Source organism: Rhodopirellula sp. P2 (assembly GCF_028768465.1).
GTDB lineage: Bacteria > Planctomycetota > Planctomycetia > Pirellulales > Pirellulaceae > Rhodopirellula.
Window position 1 is genome coordinate 1102157 of the sequence record NZ_CP118225.1, and the last position, 23321, is coordinate 1125477.

19 protein-coding genes and 1 tRNA gene are annotated in these 23321 nt (G+C 56.6%); 16 read left to right on the forward strand and 4 right to left on the reverse strand.

Annotated features, from left to right (window positions below; genetic code table 11):
- Nucleotides 1-52: 52 nt before the first annotated feature.
- Complete coding sequence (locus tag PSR62_RS03835; RefSeq protein ID WP_274406503.1) at nucleotides 53-1030, reverse strand: TIGR03009 domain-containing protein; 978 nt, start codon at nucleotides 1028-1030, stop codon at nucleotides 53-55.
- Nucleotides 1031-1368: 338 nt separating this feature from the next.
- Between PSR62_RS03835 and PSR62_RS03840 the strand changes: the two genes are divergently transcribed.
- From PSR62_RS03840 to PSR62_RS03865, 6 genes are all read left to right on the forward strand, one after another.
- Entirely contained in the window at nucleotides 1369-3858 is a 2490-nt protein-coding gene (locus tag PSR62_RS03840; RefSeq protein WP_443217356.1) for a PA14 domain-containing protein, read from the forward strand.
- 7 nt (nucleotides 3859-3865) lie between these two features.
- On the forward strand, nucleotides 3866-5218 hold the full coding sequence (locus PSR62_RS03845) for a DUF1552 domain-containing protein (RefSeq protein WP_274408329.1): 1353 nt from the start codon (nucleotides 3866-3868) through the stop codon (nucleotides 5216-5218).
- Nucleotides 5219-5389: 171 nt separating this feature from the next.
- A complete protein-coding gene (locus PSR62_RS03850) occupies nucleotides 5390-7012 on the forward strand; it encodes a protein adenylyltransferase SelO (protein WP_274406505.1) in 1623 nt (540 codons plus the stop codon).
- 175 nt (nucleotides 7013-7187) lie between these two features.
- Nucleotides 7188-7949, forward strand: a complete 762-nt coding sequence (gene surE, locus PSR62_RS03855) for a 5'/3'-nucleotidase SurE (protein WP_274406506.1) — start codon at nucleotides 7188-7190, stop codon at nucleotides 7947-7949.
- Nucleotides 7950-8062: 113 nt separating this feature from the next.
- A complete protein-coding gene (locus PSR62_RS03860) occupies nucleotides 8063-10225 on the forward strand; it encodes a dockerin type I domain-containing protein (protein ID WP_274406507.1) in 2163 nt (720 codons plus the stop codon).
- A gap of 155 nt (nucleotides 10226-10380) precedes the next feature.
- Entirely contained in the window at nucleotides 10381-10842 is a 462-nt protein-coding gene (locus PSR62_RS03865) for a DinB family protein (RefSeq protein ID WP_274406508.1), read from the forward strand.
- A 186-nt stretch (nucleotides 10843-11028) separates the two neighbouring features.
- On the opposite strand, the gene PSR62_RS03870 is transcribed toward PSR62_RS03865, so the two are convergent.
- Both PSR62_RS03870 and PSR62_RS03875 read right to left on the reverse strand, forming a co-directional pair.
- Complete coding sequence (locus PSR62_RS03870; RefSeq protein WP_274406509.1) at nucleotides 11029-11982, reverse strand: ThuA domain-containing protein; 954 nt, start codon at nucleotides 11980-11982, stop codon at nucleotides 11029-11031.
- Between the two features lie 87 nt (nucleotides 11983-12069).
- Nucleotides 12070-13368: a NupC/NupG family nucleoside CNT transporter gene (locus PSR62_RS03875; protein ID WP_274406510.1), complete on the reverse strand. Its 1299-nt coding sequence runs from the start codon at nucleotides 13366-13368 to the stop codon at nucleotides 12070-12072.
- A 143-nt stretch (nucleotides 13369-13511) separates the two neighbouring features.
- Here PSR62_RS03875 and PSR62_RS03880 point away from each other — a divergent pair, with 143 nt between their 5' ends.
- Nucleotides 13512-15014 carry a methyltransferase regulatory domain-containing protein gene (locus tag PSR62_RS03880; RefSeq protein ID WP_274406511.1) on the forward strand — a complete coding sequence of 501 codons (1503 nt, stop codon included), beginning with the start codon at nucleotides 13512-13514 and terminating at the stop codon, nucleotides 15012-15014.
- 41 nt (nucleotides 15015-15055) lie between these two features.
- Here PSR62_RS03880 and PSR62_RS03885 read toward each other — a convergent pair whose 3' ends face one another.
- Nucleotides 15056-16498 carry an MFS transporter gene (locus tag PSR62_RS03885; protein ID WP_274406512.1) on the reverse strand — a complete coding sequence of 481 codons (1443 nt, stop codon included), beginning with the start codon at nucleotides 16496-16498 and terminating at the stop codon, nucleotides 15056-15058.
- Nucleotides 16499-16991: 493 nt separating this feature from the next.
- Between PSR62_RS03885 and PSR62_RS03890 the strand changes: the two genes are divergently transcribed.
- The 9 genes from PSR62_RS03890 (at nucleotide 16992) to PSR62_RS03930 (ending at nucleotide 23305) form a co-directional block, all read left to right on the forward strand.
- On the forward strand, nucleotides 16992-17348 hold the full coding sequence (locus PSR62_RS03890) for a hypothetical protein (protein WP_047814688.1): 357 nt from the start codon (nucleotides 16992-16994) through the stop codon (nucleotides 17346-17348).
- Between the two features lie 439 nt (nucleotides 17349-17787).
- Nucleotides 17788-19071: an ATP-dependent Clp protease ATP-binding subunit ClpX gene (gene clpX, locus PSR62_RS03895; protein ID WP_047814686.1), complete on the forward strand. Its 1284-nt coding sequence runs from the start codon at nucleotides 17788-17790 to the stop codon at nucleotides 19069-19071.
- Between the two features lie 16 nt (nucleotides 19072-19087).
- Entirely contained in the window at nucleotides 19088-20071 is a 984-nt protein-coding gene (locus tag PSR62_RS03900) for a pyruvate kinase (protein WP_274406513.1), read from the forward strand.
- 198 nt (nucleotides 20072-20269) lie between these two features.
- Complete coding sequence (locus tag PSR62_RS03905) at nucleotides 20270-20887, forward strand: 50S ribosomal protein L25 (protein WP_274406514.1); 618 nt, start codon at nucleotides 20270-20272, stop codon at nucleotides 20885-20887.
- Nucleotides 20884-21456, forward strand: a complete 573-nt coding sequence (gene pth, locus PSR62_RS03910) for an aminoacyl-tRNA hydrolase (RefSeq protein WP_047814683.1) — start codon at nucleotides 20884-20886, stop codon at nucleotides 21454-21456. The genes PSR62_RS03905 and pth overlap by 4 nt, the downstream gene beginning before the upstream one ends.
- 41 nt (nucleotides 21457-21497) lie before the next feature.
- Nucleotides 21498-21920 carry a 30S ribosomal protein S6 gene (gene rpsF / locus PSR62_RS03915; RefSeq protein ID WP_274406515.1) on the forward strand — a complete coding sequence of 141 codons (423 nt, stop codon included), beginning with the start codon at nucleotides 21498-21500 and terminating at the stop codon, nucleotides 21918-21920.
- A gap of 34 nt (nucleotides 21921-21954) precedes the next feature.
- Nucleotides 21955-22461, forward strand: a complete 507-nt coding sequence (locus tag PSR62_RS03920; RefSeq protein ID WP_047814681.1) for a single-stranded DNA-binding protein — start codon at nucleotides 21955-21957, stop codon at nucleotides 22459-22461.
- A gap of 78 nt (nucleotides 22462-22539) precedes the next feature.
- Complete coding sequence (gene rplI, locus PSR62_RS03925; RefSeq protein WP_274406516.1) at nucleotides 22540-23085, forward strand: 50S ribosomal protein L9; 546 nt, start codon at nucleotides 22540-22542, stop codon at nucleotides 23083-23085.
- 138 nt (nucleotides 23086-23223) lie between these two features.
- Nucleotides 23224-23305: transfer RNA gene (locus PSR62_RS03930), tRNA-Leu, on the forward strand.
- Nucleotides 23306-23321: the final 16 nt, after the last annotated feature.

A 23321-nucleotide genomic window follows, 5' to 3' on the forward strand; every position in this document is an offset into this window, starting at 1 on the left:
ACTCTTGACGAGTTTCGCTACCCTGAGCAGGTGAGCCTGAGCGTGCTCGGCTCTACTGACGGCGAGCTTCGTTTTCGCCTTCGGCCACTTGAGGTGGTCCGTTGTAGTTGTCCCGGAAGACTTTCCAGTCCGACGGTGGTTCTTGATCAATGAAGTTCTGCAAGAACATTCCGAAGCTGGCTTTGATCGAGTTGCGTTTGACGTTGGTGAACTCGTAGTGGTCCCACTTCGGTTGCGTCTTTTGGTTGAAGTTGGGAGCGTACATGATCAACGCTTGCGGCAAGAACGTTTTGGCATCCAAAGCGATCTGCACGACTTTGTACTGAGCGCGATCGGCTTGGTGCTTCGGGTACGCCGCAATCAGGATCAATTCCGGTTTGGGTGACTGCATTGGTTGGACCCAGTACCGTTGCTTGATTTGCTTGGCGTCTGCGTTGAACACAAACGGTAGCGGGCTTTCAATGATGTGCTGCCCCTGCATGTGAGGTGGCAACTGTTGGATCTTGCACTGCTTGGTTGCATGATCGAACTCTTTCAGCTCGGTGCCGGTGCAAACCCAGTGTTCGCCGTGCAGACCTTGTTTGGCGGAATACTTCGGTTGTCCCTTGTCGTCTTTGCCGTCGTAGCTGACGACTGCTTTGACTTGAAACAATCCTTTGTCCGGGTTGGCGTATTTGATGACGCCTTCGGCTTTGTTCGCGTAGATGCCAGCGGGTGCTGCAAAGAGGTCAAAGTGCCAACGTTTGAAGTCGCACTCAAGTGTCTTGGTGCCTTTGCTTTGTTGTTCCCAGGCCGCCAGGATTTGGTCGAGGCGTTGTTGTTCGGCGGCGCTAAGCGGTGGGAAAGGAGCCGCGTTGGGCTGTCCTTGTGCCGCGTTTTGCTGTGGCTGAGCGGGTGCGGCAGCTCGGCCTTGCCCCATCGCTGGGGGGGGCGTTGTGACCACGAAGCCAGCAACGCCCATCAAAACCGCGAGGAACGCTGCACGTGTGGAGAACGGACGGCAAAACACCGAGAAATTCAAACGCATCATCCTTGACGCTCGTATCAAATAGGGAGGCGGACCATCGGGTCAATCGGATGGCCCGTCCAATTGGACAGGGACCGACTGGATCGGGGGAATCCGATTCGCCGAGCCTATCTGAATGAACCACACGGTTGAAAGGCCGAAAAACAGTGTTTTCAGCATCCGCGAGAAGCGAAAACGTGCTGTTTCGAGATGAATTGGGGGACGACACCCGCAAAATGAAGCTTTTCGGGGTGTTTCGTCCGCCTAAGTCGCCTAAAATGCAAAGTCCTGCCTTGGTGAATCCCACGTCAGTTTTCTGACACCCACCCCGGGTTCACATCCTTTCCCATCCCACTGAAATCATGCGACGCATTCCAAAATTGGTACGCGCCTCCGACTTCTCCTGCTCTGGCACTTTGGCTGGGCTGGGGAGAAGACCTTGGATTGGTTCGGCTGCAACGTTCGCAGTGCTTGCTTGGATGGCGCTGCCGATTTCGGCCGCTGAGAGCAACTCACCTGATTCTGTGATCGCGGAAAATCCGATTTTATCCGCGGGGCTGAAGATTTACACCGAACAGTGTTTGCAGTGTCATGGCGAAAAGGGTTCCGGAACGGAGGATTACTACCCGGATCCTTTGGTGGGCGATGGCTCGATCGGTGAGTTGACCGCAATCATTGTCGACACGATGCCGGAAGAAGATCCCGACCTTTGTGTTGGCGACGACGCGGCTGCCGTGGCCGCTTACATCCACCATGCGTTCTACAGCGAAGCGGCCCAGATTCGGAATCGTCCGCCACGTCAGTCGTTGCAGCGTTTGACCGGGACGCAGTTCCGTCAAAGCCTGTCGGATTTGTACGCCCAATTCGCGGGTTTGCGGGAAACGACCTGGGAACGGCACCAGTCTGAACGCGGGCTGTCGGTCTCGATTTACTCAGGCAAGGGCTGGAAGAAGGAAGACCGAAAGATTGAACGCACTGACCCGGTCGTCGATTTCGAATTTGGCAACGAAGGTCCTGGCGACGGTGTTCCGTGGGACGAGTTCCATGCCCACTGGGACGGTGGATTGCGTGTCGAGCAAACCGGTCGCTATGAGATCGTTGTTCGCAGCAAGACTTCCTTCACAATGGACTTTGGTCACGATTCCAAGCAATTGATTGACAACCATGTTCAGTCGGAAGGTCGCGATGAGTTTCGTCGCCCGCTGATGTTGACGGGGGGGCGCATCTATCCCTTGAAGATCGATCTCAATCAACGCAAGCGAAAAGGCGAAACGCCACCGGCCAGCATTTCGTTGTCTTGGGTCCCGCCCGGCGGAGTGGAAGCGATCATTCCTTCCTCGGCGCTTGTGCCCGGTTGGAATCCGCCTGCATTTCAGTTGTCCACCACGATGCCGCCCGATGACAGCAGCTATGGGTTTGAGCGAGGGATCTCGGTTGATGTGGCTTGGGATACCGCCGTCACCGCGGGTGCGATTGAGTTCGCAGTCGCGATGCGAGACCAGCTGTGGAGCGACTATCTCCAGAAACACCGCAAGGACAAAGGTTCACGGGAAGAAAAACTGAAGAGCTTCCTGACGAACTTTGTCACCGTTGCTCACCGGGGAAGCGAAGAGGAAGTCCAGCCCGAACGCATCGTGGTGCCTGCCATCGAGGCGTTTGAAGACGAAACCGACATCATCAAGTCCGTCGTGTTGATGACACTGAAGTCACCTCGCTTCCTGTACCCGAGCCTCGATGCGGATCGAACGGTTTCGCAACAAGTGGCCAATCGATTGGCTCTGGTTTTGCACGACTCGCTGCCAGCGGATGGTTGGTTGCAGGTCCGAATCGACAAGGATCACTTGCAGGACGAACAAGCGATTCGTCTGGCTGCGGAGCGGATGGTCGATGACGCTCGGACTCGCGTGAAGCTGAAGCAAATGCTTCATCACTGGATGGAGCTGGGGCCCGAGGACGATCTTCGCAAGGATGACGAGAAGTACCCCGGTTTCAGCGAAGAGTTGATCGCGGATCTGCGGACGTCACTTGATCGGTTCTTGGACGAAACGATCTGGAGTGAAACCAGTGATTTCCGTCAGCTGTTAGCGGCCGATTGGGCGTTCACGAATCCGCGTTTGGCAGGTTTTTACGGGGACGCCTGGAAACCAGCCGAATCAAACGACGAACACGCGGATCAGAAAGAGGGAGCTGCTGAGTGGACCCGATCTGTTCGCGACCCGAACATTCATGTGGGTGTGCTGACGCATCCGTTGGTGATGGCTCGACTGTCTTACCACGCGGCGACGTCGCCGATTCACCGCGGCGTGTTTTTGATTCGCCACGTGATGGGACGAACCTTGCGACCGCCCAACGAAGCCTTCTCGCCACTCAGCCCTGATTTGCATCCGGATTTGACGACCCGTGAACGCGTGGCGTTGCAAACCAGTCCTGAAAGCTGCCAGATTTGCCATTCGCGAATCAACCCGCTCGGGTTTGCACTTGAGCAATTCGATGCGGTGGGCAGGTTTCGCGAAAAGGACATGAACAAAAACGTCAATGCGGCGGGCAGTTATCTGACTCGCGATGACGAACGAATCGAATTCGAAGGGGCTCGTGGGTTGGCCGAAGTGGCCATCGCGAATCCGGACACACACCGAGCCTTTGTGACTCGGATGTTCCAGTACTTCGTCAAGCAACCGGTGGCGTCTTACGGTGCCGATCGCTTGGATCAATTGACCGAATCCTTTCGGCAATCGGACTACAACGTCCGAAAGCTGTTGGTCGAAATTGCCGTGATTGCGGCGAGTGATGCGTTGCCTGATTCAGGGCAGAAGAAGAAAACACCCAAGAACAACCAAACGGCGGGAGCTTGAAATGAATATGGAACCCACTGCACCACGCAAACCATCGAAACGTCTTTCGCGTCGTCGGTTCTTGCAACGCACCGGCATCAGTGCCGCGGCGTTGAACTTCACGATGAACCTGCCCAGTTTGGCTTTGGCGGCCGATGCGACGCCACGTCAACGGTTGATCATCGTCTTCAGCCCCAACGGCGTGATTCCAGATCACTTCTGGCCGAAAGGTGATGAAGAGAAGTTGGAATTCAAACGCATTCTCAAACCGTTGGAACCGTTCGCGGACCAGACGCTGACGATCAAGGGTTTGTGCAACCAAATCAAAGGCGACGGTGACGGTCACATGCGCGGCATGGGATGTTTGCTGACCGGAATCGAGTTGTTCCCCGGGGACATCCAAGGCGGCAGCGACACGCCCGCGGGTTGGTCGATGGGCATCAGCATCGATCAATTCCTCAAGAATCAACTGCAAGCCGATCCATCGACGCGAACTCGTTTTGGTTCGTTGGAATTTGGTGTGATGGTTCCCGATCGTGCTGACACTTGGACTCGCATGTCTTATGCCGGAGCCAACCAACCGGTCGCACCGATCGACGACCCGTACAAGATGTTCGACAAACTCTACGGCCAAGCCAAAAACCGTGAGTTGCTGGCGAGTGTCTTGGACGATTTGACCGACGATTTCAAGAAAATTGAATCGATGGTCAGCATGGAAGATCGGCACTTGTTGCAGCAGCACGTGGAACTGGTTCGCAAGGTCGAAAAGGACCTGAAGATTGAACTGGAAGCCAGCACCAAATCGGTCGGTCACGCGGTTCCCGAGTTGACGCCCAACGTCGAAGTCCAGAACGACAACATGCCCGAGATCACTCGGATGCAAATGGAGTTGTTGGTCAGTTCGATGGCGGCCGACTTCGCTCGCGTCGCGACGTTCCAAATCACGAACAGTGTCGGCCAACCGCGGATGCGTTGGTTGGACATCGATGAAGGGCATCACGGTCTATCGCACGAGCCCGATTCGAATGAGGACGCGTACGAGAAACTGATTCGGATCAACACGTGGTACTGCGAGCAAATCGCTCACCTGGCAAAACGTTTGCAGGACACGCCTGAGCCCGGTGGCAGCGGATCGATGCTGGACAACACCACGATTATCTGGACGAACGAGCTGGGCAAAGGCAACTCGCACACCCGCAACGACATTCCGTTTGTGTGTGTCGGCGGTGGCCTGGGGCTGCGGACGGGACGCGCCAAAGATTACGGCAAGGTGTCTCACAACCGATTCCTGCTGACGATTGCGGAGCAGATGGGATTCGCTCAGAAATCGTTCGGGAACCCCGACTTCTGTGGTGATGGGGCGCTGACCGGACTCGTGTAGAGTCGTCTGGGTTCGTTGTTCTGCATCACTCCATCAGCCGGATCTCACTCGTAGTCTGTGGCGGCGAATTGTTCGGGTAGCGAGACTCGTCAAGAGTTTCGACTTGCTGGACGAGCCCCCCGAAAGTCTTGACGACTTTCGCTACGGTGAGAACTTCCATGAGATATTCGCGTGACATTTGATCTGACGTTTGACAATCGATTCACGCGAGATTTGCCGGCGGATCCGGAGCCGCGAAATTTCACCCGCCAAGTCCACCAGGCGGGTTTTTCGCGAGTGACGCCGACACCGGTTTCGGCTCCGAAATGGGTGGCAGGTTCCAAAGAGGTCGCCGAGCTGATCGGTTTGGATCCGAAGTGGTTGGGATCGGCTGAGCTGACCGAGGTGTTGGCGGGCAATGCACTCGCCGACGGCATGGATCCCTTTGCGATGTGCTACGGCGGTCACCAGTTTGGAAACTGGGCCGGGCAGTTGGGCGACGGCCGGGCGATCAATCTCGGTGAAGTTGTGACCGCGGACGAGAAGCACTGGACATTGCAGCTCAAAGGGGCTGGGCTGACGCCGTACTCTCGAACCGCGGACGGGTTGGCGGTTCTGCGATCGAGCGTTCGCGAATTTCTTTGCAGCGAAGCGATGCATCACTTGGGAGTGCCAACCACGCGGGCGCTGAGTTTGACGCTGACGGGTGAGCAGGTGCTTCGTGACATGTTCTACGACGGGCATCCGGAGCATGAACTGGGCGCGGTTGTATGCCGTGTGGCACCCTCGTTCATTCGGTTTGGCAACTTCGAAATTTTTGCCTCGCGGGAAGACACCGAGACCTTGCAAACGTTGGTGGAACACACGATTCGATCGGAGTTTTCTCACTTGCTATCGGGGCCAGATACCGAGATTGGGCCCGACGTGATCGCAGCGATGTTCGAGGAAGTCTGCCGATCGACCGCGGAGATGGTGGTGCACTGGATGCGAGTTGGTTTTGTCCACGGTGTGATGAACACCGACAACATGTCAATTCTCGGGCTGACGATTGACTACGGCCCGTACGGTTGGCTGGAGGATTACGACCCTGATTGGACCCCCAACACCACCGACGCGCAGGGCAAACGTTATCGGTACGCGCATCAGCCTCAGATCGCGCAGTGGAACTTGGTGGCTTTAGCGAATGCCTTGGTTCCGTTGGTCAAAGAAGCGGAGCCACTTCAGCGTGGGATCGCTGTTTATGTGGAAGAGTTCCAACAGAGCTGGCACGCGATGGTGGCTGGCAAGCTGGGGCTGTCGAAGTACGAGAGCGAAACTGACGACGAGTTGGTCGACTCGTTGTTGACGCTGTTGCAATTGGCCGAAACCGACATGACGATTTTCTATCGCCAATTGGCGGACGTTGAATTGGGAACACCCGAGGCACCGAGGGCACTGGAGCTGGCATCCGTGCTCAGCCATCTTTCGGAAGCTCACTACGTTGCCGACGAGATCACCGAGGAATACCAGCAGGCGTTGATGGATTGGATACGTTCCTATCAATCGCGAGTTTTGGCGGACGACGGTTTTCCGGCGGACGACTCGCAGCGTCGAGAACGGATGAATTCGGTCAATCCGAAGTATGTACTGCGGAACTACTTGGCTCAGTTGGCGATTGATGCGTGTGACAAAGGCGATCACTCATTGGTGGCAGAATTGTTGGAAGTGCTGCGGCATCCGTACGATGATCAACCTGGCAAAGAACGCTTTGCCGAGAAGCGACCGGAGTGGGCGCGTCACCGTCCGGGTTGTTCGATGCTGTCGTGCAGTTCATAACCTAGTGCTCTGTGACAGCGAATTGATCGGGTAGCGAAACTCGTCAAGAGTTTCGACTTGCTTGGCGTCATCCCGAAAGTCTTGACGACTTTCGCTACGGTGATGCCTTCCTCTTTTTGCTGTCCCGAGTCTCTGGATTGGTTCGAGCCGCGCACATCGATGGACAATTCTTCTCATGCGAATTCTGTTAACGAATGATGATGGCGTTCATGCCCCAGGTTTGGCGGCACTGCGTCAACAACTGCGTCACTTGGGCGAAGTCATCACGGTGGCTCCGGCAACCGAGCAAAGCGGTGTCGGCCATTCAATCACTTATTTGACACCGTTGGTTCCAAAATCCATTCACCGCGATGGCGTCCATTGGGCGTGGGCGGTCGAAGGTTCACCGGCTGATTGTGTGAAGCTCTCGCTCGCAGAATTGTTTGCTGACGAGCCCATCGATTTGGTGGTCAGCGGCATCAACAACGGCTTGAACGCGGGCATCAATGTTCTGTACTCCGGCACCGTTGCGGCTGCGATTGAAGGTGCGTTCTTTGGCGTGACCAGTGTCGCCGTGTCGCTGGAGAATTCGGACGACAACGACTTCGATGCGGCGGCTGTGATCGCTCGCAACGTCATCGGTGAAATCGTTCGGCATGAAAAGTCACAAGGCGGGCTGTTCAATTTGAATGTGCCCACGGCGGCAACGGAATCGGCAAGTGAAGTGAAGGTGGTGCCGATGGGATTGGCTCAATATGGACGTCGCTATGAAAAGCGTCAGGATCCCGGTGGGCGTGATTACTATTGGGCATTGTGGACGCAGCCCAACAAACCGCCTGCGGAAATGACGGACGTGACCCAGCTTCGAGAGGGGTACGTGACGTTGACCCCCCTGTGTTTCAACTTGACGCGTGATGATCTGCTGGGCGAGATGAAGGAGTGGAATCTGCGTCCGTGATTCCACTCAATTCGATTTGCGCGTCTCGCTTCGAGTTTGCCGGCCCGTAGAATGCCTCTGCGTGGCGGACCAAGACTGGACCGACACGCTGCTTTTCTAATCGAGCCGGATGCATGCAGAACTCTTCCCGACGCCTTCGCGTTGAAAACCTCGAACATCGACGCCTGTTGGCTGCCGATTCGATGATTGGTCCTCAGCACCCTGATGCTTGGGGCGAAGTTTCGGTGGAGCTCGATCCGTCAGCAGGGGAGTCTGGTTCCACCCGAGAGGTTTCGGGGCGCGAAGCGGAAGGCGAAAGTGTCCTCCAAGTCCGACTGGATTTCTCGTTGGACAGCAGCAACTTTTTCACGACTCGGTACCCGCAAGCCAAAGCGGTGATGCAGGAAGTTGTGAACCAAGTGGTCGATCGATTCAACGACACGTTGGCCGCGGTCAATCCACCGAGCCGATCTCAGATTCAGTGGCAGCCCGCGGTTCTCGATCCGCGGACGGGCGCGCTGACCTCGTTGCCGCAATCGTTTCGAGCCGCGGCCAACGAGATCGTCGTCTACGTTCGCGGGAACAACCTGACCGGGCTGACTCGCGGATTGGGCGGCTACAACTCCTTTGGGGTTGGTTACAACTGCCCCGATCAAGCCTGCGTCAATCAAGCCAACGCATTCATCAGCAATCTGACCACTCGAGGCGAGACCGGTGCGGCGGCATCGACGCCCAGTGACTTCGCACCGGTGGTGGGCGCGATCACGATCGACACGCGAAGCGAAGTGGATTGGAATTTCGGAGCGGTTGATACGGGCGAATCCGGTCAATCGGACTTCCGTGCGGTGGTGGCGCATGAGTTCGCTCACGTGTTGGGTTTTGGAACGGCACCCTCGTTCAATCGTTATGTTTCCGGCGGCCGATTTGCTGGCCCCAAGGCGAATGCGATTTACCCGGGTTCTGCGAATATTCCAATGAATGGCAGCAGCCACTTGGCCAGTTCCGTTCGCGATGTGGTGCCGACGACGATGACCAATCATTTCGACGGAATGCTGAGTGATCTGGACTACGCGATCTTGGATGACATCGGTTGGGAACTGACGCCGGACACCCGCCCGACGGTTCAGATCACCACAACGGAGCAAACCGTTCCGGAATCGGCAGGCACGGTGGCGATCGTTGCGACGTTGTCCGCCGCACCCTCTCAGAGCATTTCGGTTCCGGTGGTGATCTCGGGAACGGCGCTGGCGGGTTCGGACTACACGGTCACCCCGGCGGCGTTCAACTTCGCAGTGGGCCAACGCACCGCGACGATGACCGTGAACGTGATCGACGACACGACCAACGAAGGCATGGAAGCGTTGACGATTCGGTTGGCGGATTCGAGTGTCGCCAAACTGGGCGCCGACACAGAAGCGTTGGTCACGATCCTCGACGACGATGGATCACCGGTCGGCCAAACACAATTGAACTCGGCTGATTTCAGTGGCACGCCGATCACGGTTCCTGGAAACAACCAACCGGTTGCCTATCTGTTTCGTGCGTCCGCGAAGACGACGCTGCGAGTGACCAAGGTTGGGGCGACGGCATCATCGGAAGCGTTCTTTGTGCTCGATGAGAATTTGCAGCCAATCGGCCAATACAGCGGCAGTGGCGATTTGTCGGTGACTCTGTCTGCCTACCAAAATTACGTGTTGCGTTTCGAAGCTCGTGCGTCCGCCGAACAATATCAAATCGCTTCGACCGCTGGCTTTCAGAGCATCAGCAACGACAGTCCCACCAATCTTTTGCAACCATCGGACGTATCGGGTGATGGCGAAGTCTCGGCCTTGGATGCGTTGCGGGTGATCAACGCTTTGAATGCAGCGGGCGCTTCTGAAATCAACATCGGAAACGAAGCGTTGGAACAGGGCAATTACTACGACGTCACCGGTGACGGGAAGGTGACTTCGTTGGATGCACTTCGAGTCATCAACTCCTTGTCGAGTTCGTCCACCGCGAATGCGGAGTCTGGTTTGGCGAGTTCATCGGAGGTGGCATTCGCAGCGGGGAAAGCGAGCTCAAGCTCGACGGACGCGCAGGTTTCGGATGGCTTGGAACTGAATGGATTTGTGCCTGCGGTGGTGTCCGTTCGTTTGTTGGATCACGATCACTCGCATGTCGCGGAGGATCACGACGACCAGTCGGGGCACGATGACACGCATCATGAAGAACACGCGGGAACTTCATCAAGCGTTCTCGCACCAGCTTTGGTTGATTCGTTCTTCGTTGAGTTCGGGGCGAGCTGCTTGGCTTGAGCTGCGGTTTCGAGACGTGTGGGATGCGTTAGACTCACCCGGTCGGCTCGCTGGATTTCTTTTCGATTCAATCCAGCCTTGTCCAGTTCGGAGAGCCCACTCCCATTCAAACAAGGGTGATTGCGGTGCAGGTCAAAGATGCGATTCGGTCGACGATGAATTTGAGCGACATGGTTTTTCGTGGTTATCTCGGCGACCTCGAGGACGCCGACCTGATGCGTCGACCCGGAAAGGGTTGCAACCATCTGGCATGGCAAATCGGACACTTGGTTGTCGCAGAAGTTGGGATGCTGGGCGGGATGTTTCCTGAGTTCAAAACGGAGTTGCCCGAAGGCTTTGAAGAAGCCCACCACAAAGACAAAGTGGATTGCGATGACGCATCGAAGTTCAACACGCTGGCGGAATACTTGGAACTGATGACCAAGGTTCGTGCCAACACGTTGGCGGCGCTCGAGGCGATGGATGAGTCCAAGCTCGATGATCCAGCGCCGGAACAGATGCGAGCTTTTTGCCCGACCGTTGGCGACATGATGATTTTGATCGGGACACACCCGATGATGCACGCTGGTCAGATCGTTCCTGTTCGCCGCGAATGTGGCAAACCAGTGATGTTCTGAGCGTCGGTTCGAACGCCCAGGCGGCTAAGCAGGTCGGCTGGAATGATCGGGCACAACCATGTGAGCCGTTTGGGCGTTAGCCTGGCCTGCGCGTGAAAACCGTGGCTAACGCCAACGGCTCACATACCCGATGACACCTGCGTACCTGCTTAGGAGATGTAACCCAATCGTTCCTGGGCTGCCTGCTCACTTCTTCTTGCGAGGTTTCTTGGGGTCCAGGTTTTGATCCAATTGTTCCTTGCTGACCGTGGATTGGATGCCGTCTTCGGGAATGTTGCCTTTGGCGGTCCAGACCAACGCGTTGAGCACGACTTTGCGATAGTCCTCGATGCCCCAGTTGTCGTGGAAGTGACCGCCGGTGAATCCAAATCCGCGACCACCATCGGGACGTTCGACCACCCACATCATGGCCTCCGCGCGACCGCCTGATGCTTGGATGTGAGCGTAGGGACCTTGGGGGTAAACGTAAGGGCCATCGCGAACATCGTCCGATGGTTTGGCCAACAAGATCGGCTGGAATTGAAGCCCATCGATTTCCTTGGCCTCGTTGCCGGCCATCCCGGACAAAAACCGCATGTTGAAGTACCACTCGTCGTTGGCTTGGAACGGTTGCACGCCGTTGGTGACGGGGTGATCGGGGAAGACCGCGAAGGTGGGTTCCCAGATTGGGTTGCATGAAAACTGATTTTCGTAGTGACCGCCGATCCAACGAGTCATTTCCTGGCCAGCTTGATCGGTCACGACTTCCACGCCGTAGTGCATGAAACCAAGTCCAACGCCGTTCTTGACCCACTCGTCGATCATCTTGAGTCGACGGCCCTCTTCTTGGACGATTTCATGGCGTCCGCCACCGTCCATGTAAAAGACAACGGCATCCGCGTTTTTGAAGATGGATTCGTCTTGGGGCCATCCGTTCAGGACCACTTCGACGTCCAGGTCCTCGACGTCTTTCAGGGAATCCGCCAGTAGTTGCACACCCGCATTGAACTCGTGCATCCGAGGTGGGTGGGAGGGTTTGCCGGCAACCAAGACGAGTTTTTGAGTTTCTGCCAGGCTGGTCTGGGGAGCAATCGCTGCAGCGATGAACAGCAGGATCAGGGCAGGGACGAGATGCAAACGACGGACGTTCAAGGTGTTCACTCGGAGTGCGGGAGGGGCGAAAGGTAGGAACCCACAGTATAACTCACCGTCCGTTTCGGCGTCGTCAGGCCTGACACCCTCGTTGGTTCAGAGCATCATGCCGGCAATGGCTCCGGTCATGCAGCAGGCCAGCAGCCCACCGAACATCGCTCGGAGCCCCAAGGAAGCCAGGTCCGATTTTCGTTCGGGGACCAATCCGCCGATCCCGCCGACTTGGATTCCAATCGCAGCGAAATTGCTGAAACCGGCCAGGGCATACGTCAACACCGTCGCGGTGCGTGCACTGATGGCGGGCTCTTCCGCCTGAACGAGTTGACCCAGTTGTTGATAGGCGATGAATTCGTTGGCGACGGTTTTCAGTCCGATCAGTTCGCCCGCCGCGCGGCACTCCGATGCCGGGATCCCCAGCAACCAGGCCAGCGGCCAACAGGCGTAGCCCAGGATCACGCCCAACGTGATTTGGGGAGCATTGTTCGAGTCGATCCAGCCGAACGTCGTGCACATGCCGCCGAGCAGCAAATCGATCAGGGCAATCAGCGCCAGGAACGCGATCAACATCGCGCCCACGTTGAGTGCCAGTTTCAATCCATCGCTGGCACCTTCGACCGCGGCTGCAATCGCGTTCACGTGAGTCCGTTCGATCTTCAGTGTCATCGTGTCGTCAGCGAGGTTTCGGTTGCGAGCCGATCGCTTGGCATCCAGTTCATGGGGCGTGTCCGGCACCATGACTTTCGCGATCAAGAGCGCTGCGGGAGCACTGATGATCGATGCGGTCAGAAGGTGGCTGATGTCCACACCCATCTTTGCATACGCACCCAGCAAGCCTCCCGTGACGGTTGCGAATCCGCCTGTCATCATCGCACACAGTTCGCTGCGACTCATTTTGGCCAGGTACGGGCGGACGACCAAGGGAGCCTCGGTATGACCGACAAAAACGTTTGCCGCGGCAGCCAACGTTTCCGGCCCGCTGGTTTGGAGTGAGAATCTCATCACCCAGGCCATCGCCCAGACGATTCGTTGCATCACACCCAAGTGATACAGAACGCTCATCAAAGAGGAAAAGAAAATCACGGTTGGCAGCACCCCAAACGCGAAGGTTGCCAGCAAGGAATCACCCAGTGGATTGTCGGGGCCGGTTGCAAACAGAAAACCCGATCCAGCATCGACGGTGCTCATCAGTGTTTGAAAGCCATCGCCAATGTGTTTGAATGTTTTGCGGCCCAGGTTGGTTTGCAACACCAACACGGCCAGCGTGAATTGCAGCAGCAGGCCGCCGATCACAATCCGCCAGGGAAAACGCCGGCGATCGGTGCTGATCGACCATGCCAAGGTCACAAACACCACGATGCCCAGACCGCACACCAATCGTGGAAGGATCTCGTTCAACGGTGGCCCCTGAATCAGAAAGCGTGGTCTGCGATCAACGTCGCCCGTGATAAACTTCGCCGCCGATCATATCATCAAGATAGCTGGTTCAAGGGGCGAAAGATTCAGAGTCCGCCCTGTCACTCCCTCCGATTGCAACGTTGATGACCAACTACGACGACCTCCCGTATCCCGATTTCATTCACCCGGCCACTCATCCGGGCAACATGGCCGCGATTGCTCGGCTGCATGGAGTGAATGCACCACCGCCGGAATCGTGCCGCGTCTTGGAACTTGCCTGTGGGCCCGGCGGCAACTTGATCTCGTTGGCGACGTTGCTTCCCAGCAGTCACTTTGAAGGAGTCGACTTTGCCGCCGGCCATGTGAAGACGGGCAACGCGATGATCGGCAAACTTGGGCTCACCAACATCGAATTGCATCACGCCAAGATCGAAGACTGGGTGACGCATCCCGAGAGCGAACAGGACCGATTCGATTACATCATCGCTCACGGGGTGTATTCCTGGGTGCCGGAAGAAGTTCGGCAATCGATCCTCGCGATCTGTCAGATGCGATTGTCAACCAATGGAATCGCTCTGATCAGTTACAACACCTACCCGGGTTGGCATCAACGCCAGATGGCTCGCGACATGATGCGCTACCACGCCGATGGGATCGAAGACCCGCATCAACGACTGAGGCATGGCAAAGCCCTGTTGAGTTCGGTCGCGCAGAATGTCCCACCAGGGTCGGCGTACCGCGTGGCTTTGGAGGAGGAACTCAAGGCACTCGACCAAGCCAACGAAGCGTACATCTCTCACGAGCAATTCGAAGACACCAACCGGCCGTGTTACTTCCACGAATTTGCGGCTGAAGCCGGGGCCCAATGCCTGCAGGTCATCGCCGAAGCGGATTGGGGGGACTCCACCTACGAACAGGTTCGTCCCGATGTGGCCGCGGCATTGGCCTCGTTGCCAAAGATTCGCCGCGGCCAAACCCTGGACTTCTTTCGACGACGAACGTTTCGGCAAACGTTGATGTGTCACGAATCCGTTGCGGTCAGTGAGCAGAGGCAAGCTGCCGCGATGCAGTCGATGCACTTTGTGACCTCCTCGAATCTGCAGGGGGATCAGATCACCGGTACCAATGGGCTGAGCGGGACGGTCGATCATCCCGCGACTCAGCAAGCGCTGGAGTGTTTGGTCGCTGAGTATCCCGCTTCGATGAGTTACCAAGAGTTGTGTGCGGTGGTTGAGACGGACGAGCCCAGTTCGTTGGCAACCTTGCAGGCGGACCTGTTCAACCTCGTTTGCGTGGGATTGGTGTCCGTCAGTGCATCGCCCACGGACGTTTGCCGAGACGTGTCCTCGCACCCGCGAGCCACGGCTCTGGCTCGCGAGCAAGTCTTGCTAGGAGAGACAGTCACGAACCTTCGTCACCAACCCATTCGGTTGGATGACACGACGGCGCACTTGATTCGTTGCTGCGATGGAGAAACGGATCACGCGGGGTTGGTCGAACGCATGGTCGCTTACTCGGCGGCCAATGGCGGTCTGGTGGAAGGAGACCAAGTCGTCACCGGGGAAGAGAGCTTGCGGCCCTTGGTGACTGCCAAGATGACGTCCAATCTGCAGCGACTCGCCGCGATGGCGTTGCTGGTCAGTTGATGTGGACGCGTGTTTTGCTAGACGGTCTGGCGAGGGACGGATCAGTTGGCCGGTGGGGTGGACGCTGGCGAGACGGCTGGGGAAATCCGTCGTTCGAGCGAGGGGCGATAGAAGATTGCCACGGGCAGGAACAGCACCGCCATCGCGCCGAACACGGTGCTTCGCGGCAGATCAGCGGAGGTCAGAACCGTGTTGAGGATTTGATACAGCACGCCTGACATCACGATCGCGAAAAAGTTGGCTTGGTTCATGACCGCGATCATGCGGCCTTTGAGTTCCTCGGGCGGACGGGCTTGCAAGAACACCTGAATCGGAATGGCGAAGAAGGCGGCGGAGGCACCCAACAGCATCAGGACTGGGATCGAACCGCCAAAGCCGAGCAAGTGTCGACCGCCGGGCAGCGAAATCGCCAGCACGACGCAGAAGGCAACGACGCCCCACATGCCGATTTGAATCACGACTTTGTCCGATAGCTTTCGGCTCAAGGAACCTGCGGCGGCACCGCCGGCGGCGATGCCAACGCTGATCAGGGACACCATCAAGCTGGTCTTGGTGTCAGAGATCTCCAGCTGGGTTTTGCCGAGTGAATTGACCGCTTGGATCGTCAGCCCCGCGATCAACCAAAACACGCACGACGCCAACAGGGCGAGCAACAAGGGCGTGTCGGTCTTCAGCAACGTTCGCATCGGTCGCGGGACGGCCAAGTATTCGGCCTTGAGCTTCAGGGTCGGATCGGCGGCGGGCAGACGGATGATCAAGAGGCTGGTGATGGTTCCCACAATGGCGATTCCGACGCACACCAGCGAACCGATCCATAAGCCGGAAGCGGCTTCCATTTGCGGAACGCCGGCGGGAACGATCGAATCCTTCAGCGGACCGGCGACCGCGGTGCCGATGATGATCGCGATGAAGGTGGTCATCAGGACCAAGCCGTTGCCGCGATTGAGTTGGTTGCCTGACAACATCTCTGGCATGATGCCGTATTTTCCGGGCCCAAAGAACGTGCTTTGCAGGCCCATCAAGAACAGCACGATCCAAAGTCCCGCGAACCCGATCATGGGCGTGGCCAAGAATGCGAGCAGACCGAGTCCCATGACCACGATTTCGGCGACCTTGCTGGTCACGATGATCGTGCGTTTGCTGTAGCGGTCGGCCAAGTACCCGGCCAAGCCGCCGAAGATGACAAAAGGCAGCCCGAACACCACCGTCGCGATCCCTTGCAAGTCGCCTCCGCCAGCGGGTTTGGTCGCATCAGCATCGGTCATCTCGCCTGCGACTTCGATGGCGGGTGCTCCCTCGCTGACGCGGCCGTCGGCGACGGTCGCCACAACCGCCGTGGGGATGGCCAGTAGCAGCAACAACTGTTTGAACAGGTTGTCGTTGAAGGCACCGAAGAACTGGGTCGCGATGAAACCGAGGAACGAAGGGTGACTGAGCGAATCAATCGGCCCATCTTTGGGGAACGCGGCGGGAGAATCTGACATGGAGATTCAGCTACAGTGGAAAGCGAGTGGAACGGAGAGGGCGGTCGAGCGGAGTGATTCCTGGGATGGAGAGGCCACTTGCCCATTCTTCGAGTTTTGTTCGTTCACTTCCAGATGAATCCGACAGATGAATCCGATTGGCAGCCACCGAAAGCGAGAGATGATTCGAGACGCAAGGTTACCATCGTTGGCGGACCCGTGGTGGTTCGGGTCGAGGGACACAGCGAACAAGGGTTGCGGATTCCGCGTCTAGGAATGCAGTATTGGTTGCAGTGCCGGTGGTGGCGTCAGGCGTGCGAGAGCGTGTCAACGGCGGATTGAGCTCGCCCCGGCCAAGCGAACTACAGTGAAATGAAGTCGTGAAACTTGAAAGCCCTGGTTTTTGTGACAATTGCAAGTGGACCGACCCACCAGGACACTCCTATGATCCAAGTGCACCGGCAAGGACTCCTCTGCGAGTTCGGGGCGGTGTCGAACTTCCAAGTCAGCTCCTATGAACGAAGTCTCGGTTGTGACAGATGTGATAGCAAAACCGGCCGTGCAGGCTGGCATTGCTCTAGTGGTTCTAGCCATCTTGATTGCACTCGCATTTTGGGTGTTGGCAAGGTTGCGCGACTACAACACTGACGACCAGCTAGACACCCCAGAAGTGTTCGTAAACCTGGAAGAAATGCGACGCAAAGGTGACATCAACGAGGAGGAATTCCGAACTATACAAGCAGCAACGCGGTCAACTTCCGCTTCGACGACTGATCCTCCGGTTCCCACAGCCTCCCAGGCCGATTCCGGTCTCGGTTCTTTTCCTTCGCCTCGTTCCGACGAGGAGGGCGAGAATGAATCGAGAACCTGAACGATCAAGGCACCGGAGAAACGGTGAGTTGTCGAAAACTACGATCTTGTTGTCACCAAAAAAGCCGTCGATGATTCGCCCTCCCAATTCATGGGCATACCAATCATCGGCAACCGATGAAACCCATTACCAAACCACGAGTGGCTCGAGCTTCGAGGACAAGGATGTTCCTTCGGCGCGGGTTGTTGATTCGGATGCAAATCCGGGTCGCAATGTGTTGAAAAGCATTCGAGTCGTGGCCGATCCGTTCGATGTGTCGAGTTCTTTTGCGAGAACGCGCCTTCAATGTTCGGTGGATGCGAGGAATTGCGTACAATAAAGCGTGAGCACCGAGTTCGGTGTTGACGCTCGATTGCCCGCGAAAACCTCATTGATCGTCATCCGCCGACGCCGAGGGACGAGCCCGCAATGTTGGACTCATAAAAGTAAGGAGTCGTGTATGCCCACCAAGGAAACTTCGAACTCTCGCCGCGGCAGCGCAGCGACGAAGAAGAATGCGTTTTGCAGCTTCTGTCGTAAGAGTTACCGTGACGTCGGTCCCCTCGTCGAAGGCCCCGGAGACGTTTACATCTGTGCCGAGTGCATTGACCTGTGTCAATCCATTCTGGACCAGGAGCAGCGTCGACGTGGCCCGTCCAAGTCACTGTTCAGCGACATCCCGTCACCGCGGTCGATCGTCGAGCACCTGGACAACTATGTCATCGGTCAAGGCTCAGCCAAACGTGTTTTGGCGGTGGCGGTTCACAACCACTACAAACGACTCAGCAGTGGTGCCGACGGCAGCAATGGCGAGGTCGAGATCGAGAAGAGCAACATCCTGTTGGCCGGGCCAACCGGGAGCGGGAAAACGTTGCTGGCTCGCTCACTCGCTCGCATGTTGAACGTGCCGTTCGCAATCGGTGACGCGACCACGCTGACCGAAGCGGGTTACGTGGGTGAAGACGTCGAGAACCTGTTGCTGAAATTGCTGCACGCAGCCGACTTCGACGTCGAAGCCGCTCAGCGTGGGATTCTGTACATCGACGAAGTCGACAAGATCGGAAGCACAAACGGCAATGTCTCGATCACTCGTGACGTTTCCGGCGAAGGCGTTCAGCAAAGCTTGCTGAAAATGCTGGAAGGGACCGTTGCCAACGTTCCACCTCAGGGCGGACGCAAGCATCCTGAGCAGCAGTACATTCAGCTCGATACCAGTAATATTCTGTTCATCTGTGGCGGAACGTTCGTTGGAATCGAAGAGATCATTCGCCGTCGTCTGGGGCATCGCACGCTCGGATTCGGCGAAGGTGCCAACCTTCGCAATGAACAAACCCCGGGTGAATTGGTCGCTCAAGTCCAAACCGAAGACATTTTGAAGTTCGGTTTGATTCCCGAGCTCGTCGGACGGATGCCGGTCATCAGCTACCTGCAGCCACTCGACTTGGAAGGCTTGATTCAAGTCTTGACCGAACCCAAGAACTCGTTGGTCAAGCAGTACCAAGCGTTGTTTGCGATGGAAAATTGCGAGCTCGAGTTCACCGAAGAAGCCTTGCATGCGATTGCTGAGAAAGCCGTCGACAAGGGCGTCGGGGCTCGTGGTTTGCGAGGCATCATGGAAGATGTGATGCTGGACATCATGTACGACCTGCCAGAACAAGAAGACGGGAAGGTCTACACGATTGACGAAGCGATCGTGACCGGGAAGCAAGACTTGTTCAAAATGCCAACGACCAAGAGTGCTTGAGCACTTTGAATCGCCGATGAAACGAATCCATTCGATGGAATCTGACTCGCATCGCCAAACCCGCCTGTTTCAGGTTGGTTTGGCGATTGCCGTTTGGTGTGGCTGGATCTCCGCAACCTTGCTGCTGTTGTCGGCATCGGGGCCGAATTCGGTCTTCGCCCAGCAACCAATCGCCAAAGCCACCTGGGGAGTCAATTCCGGAGTCGTTCGACTGCCGCCTGGGTTGGTGGCCCAGTCGATGCCGCGAGATCGCTTCAACCAACTGTTGTTTTTGGGGACACCCAAGTTGACCCATGGCGATGTCGGCGACGTCACCGATCTGGTGCGTCAGAACAGCAGTCTGTTCGGGTTGGCGATCATGGCGACGGTGGTTCAAGAGGACGGTGAGTACCAGCTTCGCGAAGTGGGGCTGGGGCATTCCTACTTGATTGGCAAGCGACCAACGATTGTCAATTCAAAGCAGGCAGAATCGCTGGGAGCGGACCTGGGGATGATCGCCAGTCGCGTGTTGGCCAAGAACGAAGCGATGCTGGACCCGCCGCTTGTCGTGATCCAGACCACGTCGTTGATCGTCTTCGATGTCACCGCGTTGATGTCGATCAACGCTCAGCATGTCGATCGTCGGATGCGTCATTTGGTTTGGACGCACCCCCAGACGGGGAGGACGGCAATGGCGGTCTGGTTGCTCAATGAAGAGCTCACGCCGCCCGGGGCACAGCAGTGGGCGATCGAATCGGCGATGCCGATTCATCTCATTCCGGCTGATACGGTGGAGGATCGCGCCATTCATGTCGATGGAAACGAAATCTCCTGGACCATCCCCAGTGATCGGGCCTTTGCACTGCAGCAATTGCCGGGAAAGACGTCGATTCCTTGGACTCCCGCGTTGCGAGACCACCTGGGAAATCGAGGGCTGGATGAAGCTTCATTGGGCCGGATGTTGGACGCAATCAACGATGGCATAGCCAGTGCAACTGGATCGAGGACGCAAAACAGGTAGTTTTGGCCTTGCAGACAGGCAGGAAATCGGCATACTGCCGTGCTTCGAAAAATTGCTCCGCCAGGAATCCCGCGCCCCGTGTTCGGAATCTCACTTTCCAAAGTGCCGGTTTTGGTTCAACGATGATGGCTGCGAACAAGATTTCACCGCGGTTTTCCCCTTCCATCTCCACTTTTATTGCCCAGGTCGGTCCCCGTTATGACGGACGTCATTCAAGTCACCAAACGTGAATCCACCGGCACGGCCGCCACTCGCCGTTTGCGTCGCGACGGTCATGTTCCCGCAGTCTTGTACGGTCACGGCGAAGCCAACGAGCACTTGGCGGTACCATCGGCGCAAGTCAAAGGTTTGCTGCGTCACCACAGCAAGACGGTTCAACTGGCTGGCGATGTCGAAGAGACCGCCTTGGTCAGCGACATGCAGTGGGATCCCTTGGGGATTGAAGTGCTGCACATGGACCTGATTCGGGTCAACCTGAAGGAAAAGGTTGAATTGGGCGTTCCAATCGTGCATCACGGCGAAGCCGTTGGTGTTCGCGAAGGCGGCATGTTGCTTGAAAACGTTTTCGAAGTTGAAATTCGTTGCTCGGCAGGATCGATTCCTGACCACTTGGTTCTGGAAATCGCTGAATTGGGCGTCGGCCAGCACAAACTTGCCAGCGACTTGACGTTGCCTGAAGGTGTGGAATTGATCACTGACGGAGACGTCGTGATCGCTCACATCGAAGCCCAACGCGATGAAGAAATCGCCGAAGCAGGCGACTCCTTGGCGGAACCTGAGGTGATCAGCAAAGGCTCTGGCGACGCAGACGAGTGAAGTTAGTCGTCGGCTTGGGGAATCCTGGTCGCAAGTACGATCAGACTCGCCACAACATTGGATTCATGGTCGCCGACGCTTTGGTGCGTCGGTTTGTCGGTTCTCCCCCGACGACCAAATTTGAGGGAGAAATCAGCGAGTGTCGCATCGAAAACGAAAAGGTTTTGGTGCTTTGCCCGCATACTTACATGAACGCCAGTGGGCAAAGTGTCCGCAAGGCAATTGATTATTACAAACTTTCCCCGGAAGACATCCTCGTCATTTGTGATGACTTGAACCTCGAAACCGGTCGCGTTCGATTGCGACGATCGGGTTCCGCAGGTGGTCAAAAAGGCCTGGTCGACATCATTCGTCACCTGGGCAGCGATCAATGGGCGAGACTAAAGATCGGAATTGGACGTCCACCAGCAAAATGGCAGGTGTCCGATTATGTTTTGGGCAAGTTTGACAAAACTGAATTAGAAGAAATGGAACATGCCATCGTGCATTCCTGTGACGCCACCGCTTGCTGGGTGGCCAAGGGGGTGACGGAAGCCATGAACCGTTACAATGCCGCCAGCGGCGCTTAGTCACTTTTTTTCCCGTTCCCGCACCTCCCGCGATCTGTCCCGTGGCAAAAGTCAACACTTACGAAACGCTGTTCATTCTCGATAGCAACCACTACGCACGCGACCCCGGTGGCGTCGCGAAGCAGCTCGAAGAGCTGATCGCCGAGAACGGTGGTGAAGTGCAAGTCAGTCGGATGTGGATGGAGCAAAAGCTTGCTTATCCAATCGACAAGCACCAAAAAGGCACCTACTACCTGATTTATTTCAGCATGGAAGGTCCCAACTTGACCAAGTTGGCTCGCGCCTTTGCTTTGGCAGAGCCCGTGATTCGGGAGCTGACCATCCGGTTGGACCCACGTTTGGTCGAGCCCATCCTGGCCAACGCTCGCGGTGAACAGTTCACCGGACCGGCTGGTGCGGAAGGTGCCGACGAAGAGTCAACCGAAAACTCCGGCGAAGCGGTTGCTGAAACCGCTGATGCTTGATCACGACTGATTCGAATTCCGGGAGGACTCAACCATGGCAAGTTTTAACCGCGTGATGTTGATGGGTAATTTAACCCGTGACATTGAACTGCGTTATTTGCCCAGTGGGATGGCCGTCGCGGAGTTTTCAATCGCAGTCAACGAAAAACGCAAAGCGTCCGATGGACAGTGGGTCGAAGATGTCTCGTTCTTCGAAATCACGCTTTTTGGACGCACCGCAGAAGTTGCCAGTGAGTACCTTTCCAAAGGTTCACCGATCTTCGTCGAAGGCCGTCTGAAACAGGACACATGGGAAAAAGACGGTCAGAAGCGTTCCAAGGTCAAAGTGATCGGCGAACGCATGCAGATGATCGGCGGCCGAGGTGAATCCGGTGGCGGTGGTGGGGGAGGCGGACGACCCGCAGCCTCACGACCCAGTTCGGAAGCGTCCCGAGTCGACTCGCAACCTTCCAATTACGTCAATTCCAATACTCCTTCCTCGCATGATTCACAACCGACCGGAGACGGCCCAGGTTACGACGAGCCAGACATCCCGTTCTAGCTTCCAAACTGCCGCCTGACGTTCACGTCACCTCCGTTCATCCCGAATCAGAAACCCTTTTTCTTCGACCCCTGAACCATGTCAAAATCAGCGACTCGGCGTGCGAATAGCCACTTCAAACGTCTTCCAAAAGGACAGAACGGCGGTATCGAACTGCTGTTGATCCACAATGTGGAGCACCTCGGACGCCAAGGTGACTTGGTCGAAGTCAAATCCGGCTACGCGTTGAACTACTTGTTGCCACAAGGTTTGGCAACGATCGCGACCGACCACCACAAACGAATGGTCGAAAAGCACCGCGAAAAATTGCGTGCGATCGAGCTGGAAAAGCTGAAAAGCTACCGCGAACAAGCCGACGAATTGGCCAAGCAGTCGATCACGATCGAAGCCAACGCCAACGACGAAGGTCACCTGTACGGCAGTGTCGGCCCTCACGAAATCGTGGATGCCCTCAAGGCCAGCGGGATCACCTTGGCTCAAGACCAGATCCGTTTGGAAGGTCCTTTGAAAGAGTTGGGTCTGTACACGGTGAAGATTCACTTGCACAGCGAAGTCGACGCCAGCCTGAAGGTTTGGGTCGTTCCAACGGTGGCTGCCGAAGGCGGCGAACCCGGCGCCAACTGATCGGGACTGCGAATTTTTCGTCGTTGCAATCAGCAACGACGAAAAGCCAAGGTGACGATGCAACGATGTTCGACTTCACCGTCGAAGGCGTGCAGCGGTGCTCTTGATTGACCGACCAGGCCTGAGTCTGGTCGCCACGGGGCTGTGGCGGAACTGGCAGACGCGCTAGATTTAGGATCTAGTTCCTTCGGGAGTGCAGGTTCGATTCCTGTCAGCCCTATCCCATCTGAACGAGT